At 61.7% G+C, this 15,042-nt stretch carries 18 protein-coding genes; 9 read left to right on the forward strand and 9 right to left on the reverse strand.

From position 1 onward, the window contains the following. Positions 1–27: 27 nt before the first annotated feature. The 4 genes from LJ360_RS01845 to LJ360_RS01860 form a co-directional block, all read right to left on the reverse strand. Positions 28–1,275, reverse strand: coding sequence for an acyl-CoA dehydrogenase family protein (locus LJ360_RS01845; protein ID WP_091848878.1), 1,248 nt, complete (start codon positions 1,273–1,275; stop codon positions 28–30). 98 nt (positions 1,276–1,373) lie between these two features. Next, positions 1,374–1,784 (reverse strand): YkvA family protein, encoded by a 411-nt coding sequence (locus tag LJ360_RS01850; protein ID WP_264995979.1) that lies wholly within the window; start codon positions 1,782–1,784, stop codon positions 1,374–1,376. Positions 1,785–1,910: 126 nt separating this feature from the next. After that, positions 1,911–2,246: a DUF5368 family protein gene (locus tag LJ360_RS01855; protein WP_264995086.1), complete on the reverse strand. Its 336-nt coding sequence runs from the start codon at positions 2,244–2,246 to the stop codon at positions 1,911–1,913. Positions 2,247–2,257: 11 nt separating this feature from the next. After that, positions 2,258–3,586, reverse strand: a complete 1,329-nt coding sequence (locus LJ360_RS01860) for an FAD-dependent oxidoreductase (RefSeq protein ID WP_264995087.1) — start codon at positions 3,584–3,586, stop codon at positions 2,258–2,260. A 240-nt stretch (positions 3,587–3,826) separates the two neighbouring features. Between LJ360_RS01860 and LJ360_RS01865 the strand changes: the two genes are divergently transcribed. Next, positions 3,827–4,282 carry an META domain-containing protein gene (locus tag LJ360_RS01865; RefSeq protein ID WP_264995088.1) on the forward strand — a complete coding sequence of 152 codons (456 nt, stop codon included), beginning with the start codon at positions 3,827–3,829 and terminating at the stop codon, positions 4,280–4,282. Positions 4,283–4,294: 12 nt separating this feature from the next. Here LJ360_RS01865 and LJ360_RS01870 read toward each other — a convergent pair whose 3' ends face one another. Continuing rightward, positions 4,295–4,768: a DUF6231 family protein gene (locus LJ360_RS01870; protein ID WP_091848874.1), complete on the reverse strand. Its 474-nt coding sequence runs from the start codon at positions 4,766–4,768 to the stop codon at positions 4,295–4,297. 155 nt (positions 4,769–4,923) lie between these two features. Here LJ360_RS01870 and LJ360_RS01875 point away from each other — a divergent pair, with 155 nt between their 5' ends. The 5 genes from LJ360_RS01875 to LJ360_RS01895 all read left to right on the forward strand — a co-directional run bounded on the left by LJ360_RS01875 (position 4,924) and on the right by LJ360_RS01895 (position 10,381). After that, positions 4,924–5,574, forward strand: a complete 651-nt coding sequence (locus LJ360_RS01875; protein ID WP_413774388.1) for an ABC transporter ATP-binding protein — start codon at positions 4,924–4,926, stop codon at positions 5,572–5,574. A gap of 3 nt (positions 5,575–5,577) precedes the next feature. Continuing rightward, positions 5,578–7,812, forward strand: a complete 2,235-nt coding sequence (locus LJ360_RS01880; RefSeq protein WP_264995089.1) for an FtsX-like permease family protein — start codon at positions 5,578–5,580, stop codon at positions 7,810–7,812. Further along, positions 7,809–8,906 carry a lipocalin-like domain-containing protein gene (locus tag LJ360_RS01885; RefSeq protein ID WP_264995090.1) on the forward strand — a complete coding sequence of 366 codons (1,098 nt, stop codon included), beginning with the start codon at positions 7,809–7,811 and terminating at the stop codon, positions 8,904–8,906. Before LJ360_RS01880 ends, LJ360_RS01885 begins: the two co-directional genes overlap by 4 nt. 87 nt (positions 8,907–8,993) lie before the next feature. Beyond that, positions 8,994–9,452: an ATPase gene (locus tag LJ360_RS01890; protein WP_091848871.1), complete on the forward strand. Its 459-nt coding sequence runs from the start codon at positions 8,994–8,996 to the stop codon at positions 9,450–9,452. 26 nt (positions 9,453–9,478) lie between these two features. After that, on the forward strand, positions 9,479–10,381 hold the full coding sequence (locus LJ360_RS01895) for an acyltransferase (RefSeq protein ID WP_413774389.1): 903 nt from the start codon (positions 9,479–9,481) through the stop codon (positions 10,379–10,381). Between the two features lie 5 nt (positions 10,382–10,386). Here the strand turns inward: LJ360_RS01895 and LJ360_RS01900 are convergent, their stop codons facing one another. After that, positions 10,387–11,130: a sulfite exporter TauE/SafE family protein gene (locus LJ360_RS01900; protein WP_264995091.1), complete on the reverse strand. Its 744-nt coding sequence runs from the start codon at positions 11,128–11,130 to the stop codon at positions 10,387–10,389. A 132-nt stretch (positions 11,131–11,262) separates the two neighbouring features. On the opposite strand from LJ360_RS01900, the gene LJ360_RS01905 reads away from it, so the two are divergent. Both LJ360_RS01905 and LJ360_RS01910 read left to right on the forward strand, forming a co-directional pair. Next, the gene (locus LJ360_RS01905; protein ID WP_264995092.1) at positions 11,263–11,718 is read left to right on the forward strand and encodes a YchJ family protein; all 456 of its coding nucleotides are present in this window, start codon (positions 11,263–11,265) and stop codon (positions 11,716–11,718) included. A 54-nt stretch (positions 11,719–11,772) separates the two neighbouring features. Next, the gene (locus LJ360_RS01910; protein ID WP_091848868.1) at positions 11,773–12,003 is read left to right on the forward strand and encodes a DUF3565 domain-containing protein; all 231 of its coding nucleotides are present in this window, start codon (positions 11,773–11,775) and stop codon (positions 12,001–12,003) included. Here the strand turns inward: LJ360_RS01910 and LJ360_RS01915 are convergent, their stop codons facing one another. Both LJ360_RS01915 and LJ360_RS01920 read right to left on the reverse strand, forming a co-directional pair. Then, entirely contained in the window at positions 12,004–12,684 is a 681-nt protein-coding gene (locus tag LJ360_RS01915) for a type 1 glutamine amidotransferase domain-containing protein (protein ID WP_264995093.1), read from the reverse strand. Positions 12,685–12,790: 106 nt separating this feature from the next. Beyond that, complete coding sequence (locus tag LJ360_RS01920; RefSeq protein WP_264995094.1) at positions 12,791–13,183, reverse strand: thiol-disulfide oxidoreductase DCC family protein; 393 nt, start codon at positions 13,181–13,183, stop codon at positions 12,791–12,793. A 182-nt stretch (positions 13,184–13,365) separates the two neighbouring features. Here LJ360_RS01920 and LJ360_RS01925 point away from each other — a divergent pair, with 182 nt between their 5' ends. After that, positions 13,366–13,566 carry a hypothetical protein gene (locus LJ360_RS01925; RefSeq protein ID WP_264995095.1) on the forward strand — a complete coding sequence of 67 codons (201 nt, stop codon included), beginning with the start codon at positions 13,366–13,368 and terminating at the stop codon, positions 13,564–13,566. A 16-nt stretch (positions 13,567–13,582) separates the two neighbouring features. Here LJ360_RS01925 and LJ360_RS01930 read toward each other — a convergent pair whose 3' ends face one another. Continuing rightward, positions 13,583–14,959, reverse strand: coding sequence for a CHAD domain-containing protein (locus tag LJ360_RS01930; protein ID WP_264995096.1), 1,377 nt, complete (start codon positions 14,957–14,959; stop codon positions 13,583–13,585). Between the last annotated feature and the right edge of the window lie 83 nt (positions 14,960–15,042).

Genomic DNA, 15,042 nt, shown 5'->3' on the forward strand with positions numbered 1-15,042 from the left:
GCGATCCCCTGACAGGGCATCAGAGGCTCAGCGGAGGTTGTAGTAAGCCGCCGTTGAGCCCCGGTGCTCCTTGGCCTTCTCGATTTCAGCCCGGGCCACAGTGCGCAGGTGCACCTCATCCGGGCCGTCGAGGAAGCGCAGGGCCCTTCCCCAGGTCCACAGGTAGGCGAGGGGTGTGTCTGGTGTCAGGCCCATGGCACCGAACACCTGCATCGCCCGGTCCACGACACGGGTCTGAAGGCGCGCGGCCACCAGTTTGATGGCGGATACGTCCACTCTCGCTGCCTGGTTGCCGTACTGATCCATCTTCCAGGCCGCCTGTAACACCAACAGGCGGGCCTGGTCGATTTCCAGTCGTGACTCCGCAATCCAGTCCCGCACGTTTTCGAACTCACTGAGGAACTTGCCGAAGGTGCGGCGCTCCAGCGCTCGCTCAGTCATCATTTCCAGTGCCAGTTCACACTGCCCGATGGTACGCATGCAGTGATGCACCCGGCCGGGTCCCAGGCGTGCCTGGGCCATGGCAAAGCCTTCGCCGGGTTTGCCCAGCAGGTTCTTCGCCGGTACCCGCACGTTGCGGAAGGCGATCTCGCAATGTCCCTCTGGGGAGTGGTGCTGCATGATGGGAATGTTGCGGACAACCTCAAGGCCGGGGGCGTCCATGGGCACGATGACCATGGAGTGCTCGTGGTGGCGGCTGTCACCGGGGCCGTCATCGCAACGGCCCAGTACGATTGCAAAGCGGCAGTTGGGGTGATTGGCGCCGGTAATGAACCATTTACGGCCATCCACCACATACTCGTCACCATCGCGCCGGATGGTCGTGCTGATATTGGTGGCGTCGGAGGAGGCCGTGTCCGGCTCGCTCATGGCGAAACAGGAGCGAATGGTGCCGTCCAGCTGGGGTTTCAGCCAGGTCTCGTACTGCTCATCGGTCGCGAACCGGTGCAGCAGTTCCATATTGCCGGTGTCCGGGGCGCTGCAGTTGAATAGTTCGGCGGCCCATGGCAGCCGGCCCATGATTTCGGCCAGTGGGGCGTAGTCGAGGTTGGACATGGGGGTGCCCGGTTCGTGTTCTTTCAGCTCTGGCAGAAACAGGTTCCAGAGGCCGTCTTCCCGGGCCTGGGCCTTGATGGGCTCGATAATATCCAGCGGATAGACGCCGTCCTCGGCGCTGCGCAACCAGTCGCTGTTGCGGGGCAGTACGTGTTTTTTCATGAATCGCCGCATCAGGTCCTGGACCTGGCGGGCGTCTTCCGAATAATCAAAATCCATGGCGGGCCCTGATAATTGTTGGACGATGGCTGACACTGATGTGCGTTCACCCTACGCCATGGCGCCGGTCAGGACGTTGATGCACATCAAACCGGCTTTCAGGCGCGGGCAGCCGCCTCGGCGTCCAACTCCTTCCAGGCAGCGTAGCGGTGCAGGTCCGATTCCACCATTTTCAGGCACAGGGCCACCACGCCGGCATCGTCCAGCAGCCCAAAGCCGATCAGCACATCGGGAATCAGGTCAAGGGGGTTCAGTACATAGAGCAGGGCGCCGGCTATGGCCGCCACGCTTTTCCAGGGAATCTGTCTGTACCGGCCGTTCCAGTAATCCCGTAGCAGCGAAAACATCAGGCGGATATCCGTGGAAAACCGCTCAAGCTTGCCCCCGGCCTGCACCTTGGCCTCGATCTTTTTCTGCCGTTCCAGCAGGGTTTCGATGTCGTCCCGGTTTACCTTGCTGCTTTCCCGGTCAAGTTCCTCCCGGGCGCGCTCCTGGCTGATGGCTGCCATGGCATCCTCGTGTTTGCTGGAATTCATGTCGGTTGCCCCCCACCGCTCAGCCTTGCTGGTCGGTCAGGGGGCTGTCCGATGATTCTAGCACCTGGCTGCCACAGGGGAATACGACCGCTGGCCCCGTCAGTGACGGGCGCGCAGCAGATAGCTGAGGGGATGGAACACCAACAGGGCAAAAATGGCGACGCCGATAATCGCGGCGATCATCACGACCCAGTCAAAGGTCGTGGCAACGTAGGCCAGTTGCGAGTGGGTAAATGCGGGTATCCAGGCCAGACCTGACAGGCCGGCAACGAGGGCGAGCCCGTTGGCGACGGCACTTTTGTGTCGAAGGTAACGATAGCCGCCCAGACGGGCGATCACCTGGGCCCCCAGCAGTGCCACAGCGGCCAGGACGATCAGCCACAGGTAGGGGGCAAGGGCATACTGAACAATGGTGAGAATGCTGGCAATGGTCATGATGTCACTCCTCAGGCCTGGCCTTCCAGAACGGCGTAGTAGGCCGGCTGCAGCATTTTGTCCTTGAGGGTCCAGGTCACCCAGGACTCTTCCTTCGGGTCAATGAAGGGAAACGACGGCAGGAACTCCAGGTCGTAGCCGAACTCCACCAACATGGCCTTGCCGATACTGGTGATCAGCGGGCACGAGGTGTAGCCATTGTGCTTGCGGGGCAGGGGTTTGCCCTGCATGGCCGCTAACAGGTTCTCGGTCACGATGGGTGCCTGGGCCTTCACGCTGGCGGCCGTCTTGTTGAGCGGGGCGCCAATAACATCGCCGATGCCGAACACTTCCGGGTAACGGTTGTGCTGGAGCGTGTAGATATCAACGTCGAGCCAGTTGCCGGTGAACTTGCCCTCCTTGGCAATCAGGTCACTGTTGCGCACTGCATCCGGCGCGCTCATAGGCGGCACCACATGGATGAAGTCGTAATCCCGGGTGATGCTGCTGCCATCCTGCTGGGTGAATGTGGCCTGCTGATCCTGCGGGCTGATAGCGGTCAGGGTATGGAAGTGATGCCGCTGGACGCCCTGCTCATCAAAGCGCTGCTTGACGAAATCGTTGACCCACGGCTGGCTGAACAGGCCGCCACCTGGAGCAAAGAAGTCCACGTCGAAGCTGTCCCGCTTACCGGAGGCTTCCAGTCGCGACAGGGTGGTGAAGGTCATTTTCAGGGGGGCGCCGGCGCACTTCACCGGGGTCGGGGCGTGGGTGAAAATGCCCTGGCCGCCGCCGGTGGCGATCCACTGGTCAATCACATCGCGGGTGCGGGTGGCTCCCTCCAGGCTGGCATAGACACTACCGATACCGTGTTGCCCAACCAGGTCGGCGGACATGCCCTCGATCTGTTCGTAGTTAAGCTGGATGCCAGTAGCCACCACCAGGTAGTCGTAGCTGAGCCGGTCACCATTGGCCAGGTCGACGGTGCGGTTATCCGGGTCGAAGGCGGCTGCGCTGGAGCGAATCCAGTCAACGTTGGGCGGCATGAACTGGCTGTTGGGGCGGGTGGTCTTGTCCGGGTTCCATACCCCGGATGCCACCAGGGTCCAGCCGGGCTGATAGTGGTGGACCTCACGGGCTTCCACCACGGTAATCCTGCCACCGCGCAGACGGTCAGACAGCCGGTTGGCGACGGCCATACCACCGGCACCGGCGCCGATGATCACCACATGGGCGCGGGTATTGACGGTTTGCCCTTGCAGGCCGGTAGACGTCAGCAGGGCTGCAGTGCCAGCGCCGGCACCAAGTTGGAGGAAGCGGCGTCGGCTGAGGTCGTGGGATGAAACCTGGTTTCGGGACATGGCAAGTCCTCCTTAGGGGAGATTCTCTTGTAATTTTTAGTTATATGCTTATAGGTTTAATTTTATGGGTATGACCTCCTTGCGTACAGGCTTATCCTGCCCTGTGCGACACTATGCCGCGGGCTGGTGTGCTGATTTTCGGGATTGTCATGTGGGCTACGGACGGTTTCCCGCCGGCACTGGTATGATGGCGTTTTCGAAAGGGCGGCCCGGGCCGCAGACTCAGGAGGGATAGCAAACATGAAAGGAATGAGCGTAGCTGGCCGGATTATCGTGCTCGGTTGCCTGGCGGTGCTGGCTGCCTGTGCTTCCGGACCCGGATCACAGCAGGGCGGGCCAGTGCCTACAGCGCCCCTGACCAATACCTACTGGAAGCTTGTGGAGCTTCGGGGCAACGCGGTGAACGTCCCGCAGGGGCAACAGGGCGAGCCCCACATGATTTTCCGGGATGATGGCAGGGTTAACGGCTTCAGCGGCTGCAACCGTTTTGTGGGTGAGTACACAGTAACCGGTGCCAACCTGCTGTTCGATTCCATGGCCAGCACCCGCATGGCTTGCCCGGATGATAACAATGAGTCTGTTCTGTACGACGTATTTGCCGATACAGCCGGGGTGTTCCTGGAAGGCAAGGTGCTCAAGTTGCTGGATGAGCAGGGCCATGGGCTGGCCCGTTTCGAGGCGGTTGCGTTGCCTTGAGGGCTGTGGGCGTTACCACCGCGCCTTGTCCCACATTTCCGGATTGGCCCAGTATTTCGGGTTGTTCCAGTCCCGCTTGTGGTTGTAGGTGTCGATATTGTAGGTGTACAGGCTATGACTGCTTCGCCCATCGCCACCAGCCTGGCGGGTAAAACCCAGGGCAACGAGGTCGGTCAATCTCCATTCGCTGGTATTCGACACAAGCACAGCAATCTGACGGTTACCCAGGTTGCGTAGCTGGCCCAGTAACTGCGTTCCCGTAGTCCGGTCCATGGACTCCAGCGTATCGGCTACCAGGGCGAGGTCGTGGGGTTCTGCACCGGGGCCGGCCAACTCACCCTGGCCCGTGTCCAGAACATGAATTCGCACGTCGCTGGCCGACGACTGCCATCCCCTGGCAGCCGCTTCAGCGGCACCGCCAGTGACCAGCAGCGTCGAGGGCCGGGCGTCCCGGATGACAGACTCGAAGATGGCCTGTGTATTCATGTCAGTGTCCTCCCCGGTGGCTGTGATCTGTCATCATACGCCCCCGGACCGGGTTCAGCCTCCCCTGGGCCAGGCGCCCCGGTCATCATTGAATCCCGTTATAGCCTGAGTCCAACGGCCAGGGGGGCTCCAGTACCCGCTTGAAGGAGTGGATTGTGAAGGCGATTGAGGTAACAGATCTCCACAAGTCGTACCGGACAGCTGCAGGCCGGGTGCCGGTTTTCGAGGGACTGACTTTTACCGTGGAGCAGGGTGGTTCGCTTGCCCTGACCGGTCCGTCGGGTTCAGGCAAGAGCACCCTGCTGAACATCCTGTGCGGGCTCGATTCAGCGGATGCTGGGCAGCTTGCATTGCTGGGTGAGCCCGCCGGCCTCCTAGGCCCGGATGACTGGGCGGACCTGCGCCGGAGCAGGATCGGAGTGGTGTTCCAGGACAGCAACCTGATGCCGGCCCTTACCCTGGAAGAGAATGTACGCCTGCGTGCCGACCTGGCCGGCCAGTCCTTTGGTCCGGTACGCGACTGGCTGGAGCGACTGGGGCTGCAAGGGCTGGGGCAGCGGTATCCGGACCAGGTCTCCGGTGGGCAGCGGCAACGCGCGGCGCTGGCGATGGTGTTTGCCATGGCGCCGGACCTGATCCTGGCAGATGAGCCCACAGGAAGCCTGGACCGTCATACAGCCAGTGCCGTGGCCGATGAGTTGTTCCGGTGGCAGCGGCACAGCGGCTGCACCCTGGTACTTGCCACCCATGACCTCTCGCTGGCAGCGTGCTGTGACCAGCACCTGGACCTGGCGAGCGGGGCCTGAGCCATGTTGCTGGGGGCCATGCTCAGTCATTACCGTCGCCATCCCCTGCAGTTATTGGCGTTGTGGGCGATTCTCACCCTTGCCACAGCCCTTTGGTCTGGCGTCTGGACGCTGACAAGCCAGGCTCGGGACAGCATGGCAGCGGGAGATCGCCAGCTGGCCGGGCAGCAAGTGCTGGTGCGGCAGGATGGTAAAGCCGTATCGGTACAGGACTTCGCCGACTTGCGCCGGAACGGCCTCTGCGTGGTGCCCTGGCTCGAAGTCGCCTCCGATAGTGGTGGTGCCCGCGTAATAGGGGTGGATCCGCTGGCCATGAGCTGCGCTGAAGCTGCCCCATCAGGGTCCGGTCCTGTGCTGGACGGCAAACCCTTCGTGGATATCTCAGAGGCTGCCCGACTGGCGAAGGACCGTCCTTCGGTATTGCGGCTGTACTTGGCCACAGAGATCGGTCACCTCCCCGAAGGCTGGCAGCGTCAGGTCGATCCTGCAGCGCTGGATACGGGTGAACTGGCGGACAGCTTCCTGCTGAACCTGAATGCCCTGGCGGTGCTGGTCGTACTCGTTTCGGCATTGTTGATTCGCAGTGTCTACACGCTGGGCCTCGACCAGCGCCGGCACGGGTTGCAGCAGCTGGAGCGATACGGTGTGCAGCGCCGCCGGTTGCGTCGTTACCTGTTACTGGAGCTCAGTATCCTCGCCGTACTGGGGGCGGTGCCCGGTTACGGACTGGGGCTGTTGCTGGCCGAGGTCCTGGGTTCCGGGTTTGGTTCCGCCATGGCCAACCTTTTCGATACCGCACTGTTGGCAACCCCCCACTCAGTGACCGGCTTTCTGGTTACGGTGGCGGTGATGGCCCTGGTGGTGTTCTGGTGCGGTCTTGACCTGTTCAAGGGAGGGCGTGGCCAGACCGGCATGGTCCGTTTTCAGGTGCCCCTGGCGCTTGGTGCACTGATCGCCGGCGCCGTCACAGTACTGGTGGCCGGCTCCCTGGTGTCAGCGTTTTTGGCCACGGCATTGCTGTTGCTCGGGGCGGGCCTGGTTACTCCCGGGTTGTTGCAACGACTGGCAGCTCCGCACCGTGACATGGCACCCCTGCGCCTCTGGCGTCGCCGTGAACTGAGTGTGCTCATCCGGCGCCTGGCGCTGCCGCTGGTCGCGTTACAGCTCGCCGCCGGCACTGTCATCGCCGTTCATGCCCTGGTGCATACGTTCGAGGGCACCTTCAACCAGTGGCTTGACCAGCGCCTGGCCGGGGATCTGTTTGTGGAAGTCCCCGACGGCAAAGCGATCGTGGACGTTGTCCCGGTATTGTCGCAACGGGAGCTGGTCGCAAACTGGCATCCTGTCCTACGCGGGCAGGTGATCCTGGCCGGAGCTGATACGAGCAGCAGCCTTGACCTGATGGCCACTGACAGTCGTTCCTCACTCGTGCAGAACTGGTCCCTGATTGAGGGCGTGAACTCGCCCTGGCTGGCAGTAGGCAGGGGAGCTGTACTGGTGAACGAGCAACTCGCCCGGCGCAAGGGCCTCACACCTGGCAGCCGGCTGATCCTGGGGTTCGGCGAACAAACCCGGGAGGTCAGCGTGGCCGGGATCTACGCCGATTATGGTCGCCCGGCGGGTGAGGTGATGATGGATGTGGAGCACCTTCCGCAGGACTTCGCGCCCGCCTTCCAATCACTCACGGTGACCCTTCCAGAAGGAAGCGCCAACAGCCGTCGGGAGGAACTGCTGGCCTCGCTGCAACATGCCTGGCAGGTGGACACCCTGCAGGTGCGTAACAATGAAACCGTACATCAGCTCGCCAACCGGATCTTCCGCCAGACCTTTGCCTTAACCCGTGCCATCAGTTACCTGACCCTCGGGCTTGCGGCGGTGGCCCTGCTGCTGACCGGCTGGGTGGTGCTGGGGTCACGGCAATGGTATTACCAGTTGCTTGTTGTCTGGGGACTGGCTGGCAAATCGTGGTTTCGGGTAATCCTGACCCTGGCTGCCGAGCTTATGGTTTCGATCTGGGCCGCCGCCGTCCCGGTGGGTATCGCGCTGACCTGGGTGTTGGTACAGCGCATTAACCCGTTGGCGTTTGGCTGGTCGTTGCCCATGGCGATTTATCCCGGTTTCTGGCTGGAGTTGATGGCTTTGCTGGCGCTGGCTGCGTTGATGATTGCCGGGGCATTCTGGCTGCGTCGGCCGGCGACCGGTATTGCGCCAGCCCTGGGCAACGGGGGGGAGCGATGAAAGCCGTCCATCTGTTTATTGGTTTATTGGCCTTGCTGGCCATTGCCGGCTGTTCTGATGAACCGTCTGACGCCGGTTTCGCGGGCCTGGCGGATGAAGGACAGGAACACGGGTTCCGTCAGCCCGGCCCGGGGGACCACATCAGCCTGCCGGAAGACTGGGGTGCTCACCCCGACTACCGCATTGAATGGTGGTACCTGACCGCCAACCTGGAAACCGCCGAGGGCCTCCCGCTGGGACTGCAGTGGACCCAGTTCCGGCAAGGCCTGGAACCCCGCCCGCCAGGCGCACCAGCCCCCGATGCCACGCTTTGGCCGCTGCAGTCAGCCTGGATGGCCCACGGTGCCGTTTCATTTGATGGACAACACTGGTTTGATGAGCGGTTTGCACGTGGCGACATTGGCCAGGCAGGCGCCACGACGGCGCCCCTGCAGGTCTGGCTGGACCATTGGCAGCTGAGCGAAATGGCAGCAGGGAGATGGCAACTCTCCGCTTCGGGTGACGGTTGGTCCTATGACCTTGTTTTGATCCCGGGGCAGCAGGTCGTGCGCCATGGTGAACAGGGCTTCAGTGCCAAGACCCCGGACGGGCAGGGTTCCATGTACTTCAGCCTGACGGATATCGCCATCCAGGGTGAAGTGGTCCTGGATGGGCGCAGTTACAAGGTCGCCGGTCTGGGCTGGCTGGACCGGGAGTGGAGCAGTCAGTTCCTGCGGTCCGACCAGCGGGGCTGGGACTGGTTTGCCCTGCGCCTGGACGACGGCAGCCGGCTGATGGTGTTCCAGGTGGGTGACGGTGACGGCGCCTTCCGCTCTGGTACCTGGGTCGATCCACAGGGAGAGGCTCACTCCCTGGGCACGGATGAGATCGAGCTCGCTGCACTGGATTACCGGGATATAAAACCGGGCCGCGTGCCCGTGGCCTGGCAGCTGGATATCCCGGCCATGGGCTTATCCCTCAGGGTAAGCGCACCCCCGGGGACCTATTGGAACGACGGCCTGTACCCATACTGGGAGAGCCCGGTATCGGTTTCAGGCTCCGTTGACGGCAGTGGCTACATGGAGCTGACCGGCTATGGCGAGTCGGCAGAATGACTGCATTGATGGATGAAACCGGGATGGTGAGGTAGGATTCCTGTATAGCAAGACCAAAAGTTGCTGATCTCATAAAAAGGGAAGCCTATGGAAATCAAGACGTTTGAAGACCTGGTCGACTGGGTTCGTGATATGCACAGTTTTCTCTCCCGCAGCCTGCGGGAGAGTGCTGCCGGTAATGCCAATGATCAGGCAAGCGCGCTGCTGACCTACCTGGCCGACCACGAGCAGGAGCTTGTGCGGATTACTGAAGAATTTGAACGTCAGGCAGACCCCAAGGCCCTGAAAACCCGTTTATACGATTACATGAAACATAAGCCGGTCAAGGTAACGGATCCGGCCGATACCCACTTTGCTTCCCTGTCTTTCGATGAAATTGCCCGTGAAATCTTCGCGTTCCATGACCAGGTGATCGACCTGTATGACAGCCTGGCGGGCAAGGCGGAAATCGCAGAAGCCAAGGAACTGATGGATTCCCTCAAGGAGATGGAAGAGCACGAGGCCATGCGCCTGGCCCGCCAGGTTTCCAACAGCCAGGATATCTGAGGGCCGGCCAGGCGGGGTGGTGGTACGTGTTTGCTTTGCATCTTGTCCGGGCAACAAGCTTTTGCCTGCTGGTTCTGCTGATTACCCTGATCGGCATTGGCCCCATGCTGGTCATGGGGCTGATCAAGGCCCTGCTGCCGTTAAAGCCGCTGCAGCGGGTTTGTTCCCTGGGGGTGATGTGGATTGCAGAAACCTGGGCGGAAGGGCTGAAATGGCTGTTCCGCCTGCTGACGCCGACCGTCTGGGATATTCGCAGTGATGTAGACCTGGGCCGGGATCAGCCCTACCTGGTGATCTGCAATCACCAGTCGTGGGTGGATATACCGGCACTGGTAGAGGCATTCAACCGCCAGACACCTTTTTTCAAGTTTTTCCTCAAGAAGGAACTGATCTGGGTTCCGCTGATCGGACTGGCTTTCTGGGCCCTGGATTACCCCTTCATGAAGCGCTACAGCAAGGCGCACCTGGCAAGGCACCCGGAGGATCGGGGCAAGGACCTGGAAATCACCCGCCAGGCCTGCGAGAAATTCCATAACCTGCCGGTCACGGTAGTGAACTTCCTGGAAGGCACCCGGTTCACCCCCGCCAAGCACCGGCAACAGGGATCACCTTACCGGCACCTGCTCAAGCCAAAATCCGGCGGCGTCGCCTTTGTGATGGCTGCACTGGGGGACCAGATGCACGCCCTTCTTGACGTCACCATCATGTATCCGGAGGGGCGCATCCCCGGTTTCTGGCATCTGATCAGTGGCCAGGTATCGCGGGTGGTGGTGGATATCCGGCGACGTACGGTACCCGCCGACCTGTTTGTCGGCGACTACGCCAATGACCCGGCCTTCCGGGAGACCTTCCAGGCATGGGTCAGCCAGCTCTGGGCCGAGAAAGACGAGCGTATCGAGCAGCTTCGCCGGGAAGTAACGACCCGCTGACACCATTAGCCGAGGTTCAGGTTGATCAGGCCCCGTATGAGGGCTGCCAGTCCGGCAATGGCCGCGACGCCCAGGATAATGGGCCGCAGGGCCTCGAAGGGCAGTCGGTTAACCAGGCCAGCGGACAGCCAGAAGCCGATGAAAACGCCCGGCATGGTGGCCACGAACAGCCACAATTCAGTCATCCCCAGGTAGCCGGAAACGATCAGGGTGGCCAGCACAAACACATTGGCAAACAGGAAGAAGGCGGACAGGTTGGCCCGCACCATCGGTCCCTTCTCGTTCTGGTAGATCATCGCGATCGGTGGCCCGCCTACGGCGGTGATGGTGCCCATATAGGTGGAAGCCAGGCCGGCAATAATGCTGTTGCGGGGATTAAGCCGGGGTTTCAGCCCGGCTACGCTGAGAACCACGGCCAGCAGGATCAGGGTGCCAAATATCAGTTCAAAGCCCTGGGCGGTGATCACCAGCAGGGTGCCACCGGCCAGTGCTGCGCCGGCCAGGCCGCCGCCGATGGCGTAGCGCACCTCCCGCACTTGCAGGGCGGTGCGGTTGCGCATCAGCATCAGGATCGTGAGTATGCCGGCATTGAGCGTCAGTGGTGCGGGTATGAAGGCCGGCGAAATCAGGAACAGCAGTGGTGCCGCCAGTGTGCCGATACCGTACCCGGCCACTCCTTGCAGACAGGAACCGGCCAGGATCACCAGGTTGGCCAGGAGGATATGGTAGATCGTGATATCGGCTGGCACGGCAGGGCCTGTCCTTGCGACGGTTAGCATGAGAAAGCAGGCAGTTATAACACACGGCAAAATAGGTAGCTATTGGCCCATCACGACAACCGTCAGCGGATAGGCCTGTGACCGGAGGAAGAGGAGCTCTTTATGCCTGAGACGCCAGAATGCCCCTGTGGTAGCGGCCGCCCCTATCGGGACTGCTGCCGGCGATACCATCAGGGCGAAGCGGCTCCCACGCCGGAGGCGCTGATGCGCTCCCGTTATAGCGCCTTCGTCCTGAAGCTCACGAACTATCTGCTGACCACCTGGCATCCGGATACCCGGCCCGCGTCTTTGCCGCTGGACGATTCGCCGGACTGGAAAAGCCTCCAGGTCTTGTCCTCCGGTGAGCAGGGGGACAGCGGGCAGGTGCATTTCCGGGCGGTCTACCGGCTACCGGGTGGTTTCGGCTATCTGGAGGAAGCGTCAGACTTTGTTCGCGAGGATGGCCGCTGGCTTTACGTCAGTGGTGAGACCCGTGAGGGTCGCCTCGAACCCGGCCGCAATGACCGCTGCCCCTGTGGCAGTGGTCGCAAGTTCAAGGCTTGTTGCCTGAAAAGGTAAGGCTGCCTGACAGCCTGTGATGACAAACCAGGGCGCATTCGGAAAGGGGCTTTGATGAAACAGCCGATTACCGGTTACCACTGTGATGAAGAGGGTCACTGGGTGGCCCAGCTGGCTTGCGGCCACAATCAGCATGTGCGCCATCAACCCCCCTGGGTGAATCGGCCCTGGGTGGTCACCGAGGAAGGGCGACGGGGGATGCTGGGGTTCAGGCTGAACTGCGTGAAGTGCGAGGAGGGCGCGCCAGCGGACGAGCGCCCCCCTGCAGAAAGCCCGTCAGACTGATCAGTCTTCCAGGGCCTGGAGTACGGCCTTGGCTGCGCCCTCGGAGGAGGCCGGGTTCTGGCCGGTGATCAGGTTGCCATCCACCACGATGTGGGGAGCCCAGTCGTCACCGCGGCTGTAGTGGCCGCCCTTTTCCTTGAGCATGTCTTCCACCAGGAAGGGCACCACACTGGTGAGGCCCACGGCTTCCTCTTCGCTGTTGCTGAAGCCGGTCACGCCCCGCCCACGGACAAACCAGTCGCCGTTGGGGGATTCCGGGTGTCGGAAAATGGCGGGCGCATGGCAGACCGCGCCAATGACCTTGCCGGCCTTGTTGGCGTCTTCCAGCAGGCGGATGGAGTCGCCATCTTCAGCCAGGTCCCACAGCGGGCCGTGGCCGCCCGGGTAGAATACCGCGTCAAATTCATGCACGTTGACGTCGCTGAGCTTTTTGGTGCTTGCCAGGGCCTGGCGCCCCTGTTCGTCCTCGCTGAACCGGCGGGTGCTGTCAGTGAGTGCGTCTTCTGCCTCGCTGTTGGGGTCCACCGGAGGCTGTCCTCCCTTGGGTGAGGCGAGGGTGATGTCGGCCCCGGCGTCACGGAAAACATAGTAGGGCGCAGTGAATTCCTCCAGCCAGAAGCCGGTCTTGTGTCCGGTGTCTCCCATTGCGCTGTGGGATGTCAGTACCATCAGAACCTTCATGTGCTTGCCTCCCGTGTGAGAGCGAAATGTGGTGACGCTTCGGTTCGACTGGCGTCGCCGTAATCATTTACTGCGTCTTACCAAGGGTTGGTATGCCGGGGTCGGATTACAACCCCGGTTGCTCCGTTGTAACCGTTTCGGTCGTCGTATCGTTGCAACGGTAGCAGGCATATCGTTGGTCATAGCGCCTGTCTGCCCACCGTTCATAGCAACGCCGGGCCAGGGGACGTAAAAGGGGCCAGGCCAGCGGGCGGAAGAGCCAGCCCACGGAAGTGTGGGACCAGGCCCGCACGGTCGCGTCCAGTCCCGTGAACCACTCGCCCTGGCGGCTTACCAGATGCAAGCGTCGAAGCAGGGCCTCTTTACCGGGGGCCAAGGGGCCATCATCCGGTTGGTGGTGAATGTCGACGAACCCCAGGCCACCTTGTTCCAGTCGCTTCAGGGTTTCAATTTCCTTTCGGCACAACGGGCATTGGCCGTCGTAGAACAGGATATCCATGGTGGCGGTTTGCCCTCGTTCGGATGTGCGGTGTCGTGGATGTGGTCTGCACAAACTTACGATCGCCGTGGTCGTCAGATCACCTTGCTGTGCGCTGGTTCCGTGCCAGCCGTTGGTGCTGGTACGCGCATACCAGTAAGCTGTCGAACCAGTCTTGATGGCCGGTTTTCAGGGAGAGCTTTATGAAGCATAAGGAAAAGGAGTGCACCTGGGCACCAGGTATGCAGGATACGGATGTCACCTTTGCCGGTGACCATACCTGGGCGACGATCATGCGGGCCCGCAGTAATGACGGTGGCGTCACCCCGGGGTGGGGTGCCTGGTTGCTGTTGGCTGCCGGGCTGGTCGGCCTCGGTACGGTGCTCTTGTGGTGGCTGGTGTGAGCCGCCCTTGCCGGGGTCAGGCCAGCTTCAGTTCTGGTGGGCGGGCAAGGATGATTGCCCGGGCATTTTTTTTGTCCCGATCCAGAGCTGCTGCCATTTCTGCCAGCGCCGGTGGCAATTGATGGTCCCTGCGGTTGTCAGCGAGGTTGTCTAGCAGGGTCAGCTGGACGTGGCGATCCTGGAACCGTCCGTAGAGTTTCTGTTGCTCCCTGAGTTCGTCAAGCAGTCTCCGGTAGCTCTGAGTATCCAGTTCTGCCAGGTACCGAAGTCGCTTGAGGGCCTTGCGTAGTTCGTGGAAAGGCTCGTCCGGCGACTCAGGCGCCAGGCGGGAGAAGAGTTGGTGGCAGACTGCGGCCCGTCCACTGACAGTGTCGTGAATGGCCCTGGATGTCAGCTTTTTCAGCGGGCGTGAAAGCGTCTTCCCATTGATAGCCGTTTCCCAGGCTGCGAGGGCCTTGCGCCAGTTCTTCCCCTCGAGCTGCTCGCACAGTTGCCGCTGACACTCGGCTTGCCACTGCCTGAAAAAAGCCCCTGCGCCGGATGCCCGCAGGGACTGGCGTAATCGCCGATCTTCCAGGGAGCGGGCCTCAAGCTCCATCAGGAACACGTCCAGATCCCGCAAGGTACTGGTCTGGCGGGCCATGGATTTCAAGGGATGCAGTGCTTTTTTCAGGTATTCATCACCGGTGATGGTGGAAACCGCTTCAGTGATGGCCCGACTTCTTCGCAGGGCGATACGGGACTGGTGCAGGAACTCCGGGTCGACGCCTGCCACCACTCCCGGTTGCGTAGCCCGTAGTCGCTCCAGCAAATGGTGCAACATTGCGGGTAGCTGCTTTCGCAGATCCCGGCCCTTGTCCGGGGGTGGCGAGGCCTTGCGCTGGAACAGCTCATAGCTGGCCAGTTTCGGAGGCAGGTAGGCCACAACCCTGGACTGCCCTTTCCCGACCTTTGCCCAGCTGTCAATGGGCAGCTCCAGGTGCAGGACGGACCCGGTGGCCATATCCGGTGTCTCTTGCCCCGTGAGCCGGGTTGCCAGGTCTGAAAGGGCCGGGTTGTGTCCGATGATGGTCAGGTTCTCTGGTTCTCCGGGCAGGTGCCGGATCCACCGCAATAGCCTTTTATAGCGAAAGGTGTAGAGATCCGGGTCAAAGTGAACCCGGCCAATCAGCTGCGGCTCAGCCAGCAGGTCCAGCAGGCCCTCGATGGTCTGTCGGGCACGGCAGGCCTGGCTGACATGCACCTCGCCGTCCAGTGCGCCCATTGCCTTGAGCGGGCGGGCCATGGCATTGAGCTGGCGCTGGCCCCGAGTGTTGAGGGGACGATCCAGGTCGCTCAGCGATGCATCGCTCCAGCTGGATTTGCCATGTCGGATCAGGAACAGGTGTTTCATGGACTTCCCCATGTGCATTGGCCGTCCGGGGAGGCTATCATTACCCGGTCATACCGGTCTGCCTGAAGGACCGGTTGCTCAAT

It is taken from the genome of Marinobacter sp. AN1 (assembly GCF_026013985.1).
GTDB classification, from domain to species: domain Bacteria; phylum Pseudomonadota; class Gammaproteobacteria; order Pseudomonadales; family Oleiphilaceae; genus Marinobacter; species Marinobacter segnicrescens.

Excerpts from the sequence above, each read along its gene's own strand:
- LJ360_RS01920 (WP_264995094.1), bottom strand. The coding sequence starts at position 13,183 with ATGGATATCCTGTTCTACGACGGCCAATGCCCGTTGTGCCGAAAGGAA.
- LJ360_RS01870 (WP_091848874.1), bottom strand. The coding sequence starts at position 4,768 with ATGAATACACAGGCCATCTTCGAGTCTGTCATCCGGGACGCCCGGCCC.
- LJ360_RS01925 (WP_264995095.1), top strand. The coding sequence starts at position 13,366 with ATGAAGCATAAGGAAAAGGAGTGCACCTGGGCACCAGGTATGCAGGAT.
- LJ360_RS01860 (WP_264995087.1), bottom strand. The coding sequence starts at position 3,586 with ATGTCCCGAAACCAGGTTTCATCCCACGACCTCAGCCGACGCCGCTTC.
- LJ360_RS01845 (WP_091848878.1), bottom strand. The coding sequence starts at position 1,275 with ATGGATTTTGATTATTCGGAAGACGCCCGCCAGGTCCAGGACCTGATG.
- LJ360_RS01865 (WP_264995088.1), top strand. The coding sequence starts at position 3,827 with ATGAAAGGAATGAGCGTAGCTGGCCGGATTATCGTGCTCGGTTGCCTG.
- LJ360_RS01850 (WP_264995979.1), bottom strand. The coding sequence starts at position 1,784 with ATGGCAGCCATCAGCCAGGAGCGCGCCCGGGAGGAACTTGACCGGGAA.
- LJ360_RS01930 (WP_264995096.1), bottom strand. The coding sequence starts at position 14,959 with ATGAAACACCTGTTCCTGATCCGACATGGCAAATCCAGCTGGAGCGAT.
- LJ360_RS01910 (WP_091848868.1), top strand. The coding sequence starts at position 11,773 with ATGAAACAGCCGATTACCGGTTACCACTGTGATGAAGAGGGTCACTGG.
- LJ360_RS01855 (WP_264995086.1), bottom strand. The coding sequence starts at position 2,246 with ATGACCATTGCCAGCATTCTCACCATTGTTCAGTATGCCCTTGCCCCC.
- LJ360_RS01915 (WP_264995093.1), bottom strand. The coding sequence starts at position 12,684 with ATGAAGGTTCTGATGGTACTGACATCCCACAGCGCAATGGGAGACACC.
- LJ360_RS01905 (WP_264995092.1), top strand. The coding sequence starts at position 11,263 with ATGCCTGAGACGCCAGAATGCCCCTGTGGTAGCGGCCGCCCCTATCGG.
- LJ360_RS01885 (WP_264995090.1), top strand. The coding sequence starts at position 7,809 with ATGAAAGCCGTCCATCTGTTTATTGGTTTATTGGCCTTGCTGGCCATT.
- LJ360_RS01890 (WP_091848871.1), top strand. The coding sequence starts at position 8,994 with ATGGAAATCAAGACGTTTGAAGACCTGGTCGACTGGGTTCGTGATATG.
- LJ360_RS01880 (WP_264995089.1), top strand. The coding sequence starts at position 5,578 with ATGTTGCTGGGGGCCATGCTCAGTCATTACCGTCGCCATCCCCTGCAG.